Origin of the sequence: Deinococcus pimensis DSM 21231, from assembly GCF_000519345.1 — a bacterium.
GTDB lineage: Bacteria > Deinococcota > Deinococci > Deinococcales > Deinococcaceae > Deinococcus_A > Deinococcus_A pimensis.
This window is the reverse complement of sequence record NZ_KI912664.1, coordinates 9,132-9,870: the sequence shown is the minus strand read 5'-3', so window position 1 is coordinate 9,870 and position 739 is coordinate 9,132. Positions and strand designations below refer to the sequence as shown.

The window sequence follows — 739 nt, the reverse complement described above, 5'->3', positions numbered from 1 at the left end:
GGCCTCCAGCCTGGCGAGGGGCGCGCCGAGGCAGAAGTGAATGCCGTGCCCGAACGCGAGGTGCCGGTTCGGGCTGCGGCGCGGGTCGAAGCGGTCGGGCTCCGCGAAGACGGCGTCGTCACGGTTGGCGGACCCGATCCACGCGACCGTCCACGAGCCCGCCGGGATGACCTGCCCGCCCATCGGCACGTCGGTCGTGGTGACGCGGAACATGGACTGCACGGGCGAGCGGAAGCGCAGCACCTCCTCCACGGTGGCGGGCCACAGCGCGGGGTCCTGCGCGGCGGCGTCCCGCGTGTCCGGATGCTCGCTGAGGGTCTGCACGGCGTTCGAGAGCAGGTTGGTGGTGGTCTCGTTGCCCGCGACGAGCAGCAGCATGCAGAAGCCCAGCAGTTCCTGCCCGGTGAGGCGGCGCCCGGCGGCCTCGTCGTCCGCGCCGAGCTCGGCGCGCAGCAGCGCGCTGATGAGGTCCGGGCCGGTCGGGTCGTCGCGGCGGCCCTCGATGAGCCGCGTGAAGTACGCGGCCATCTCGCGGCTGCCGCTGGGGTCGCCCGTCACGACCGCGTCCGACCAGCGTTTGAAGGCCGCGCGGTCCGAGGCGGGAATCCCGAGGATCTCCGCGATGACGATGACGGGCAGCGGCTCCGCGAAGTCGTGCACGAGGTCACCGCGCCCGCCCCGGAAGCCCGACAGGAGCTCGTCGACGAGTTCCGCGATGCGCGGCGCGAGCGCCTCCACG

1 protein-coding gene is annotated in these 739 nt (G+C 73.6%); it reads right to left on the bottom strand.

The features are described 5' to 3' along the window. Window positions 1–739: cytochrome P450 (locus tag DEIPI_RS32315; protein WP_045234634.1), on the bottom strand; the 739-nt coding region annotated here is incomplete at both ends.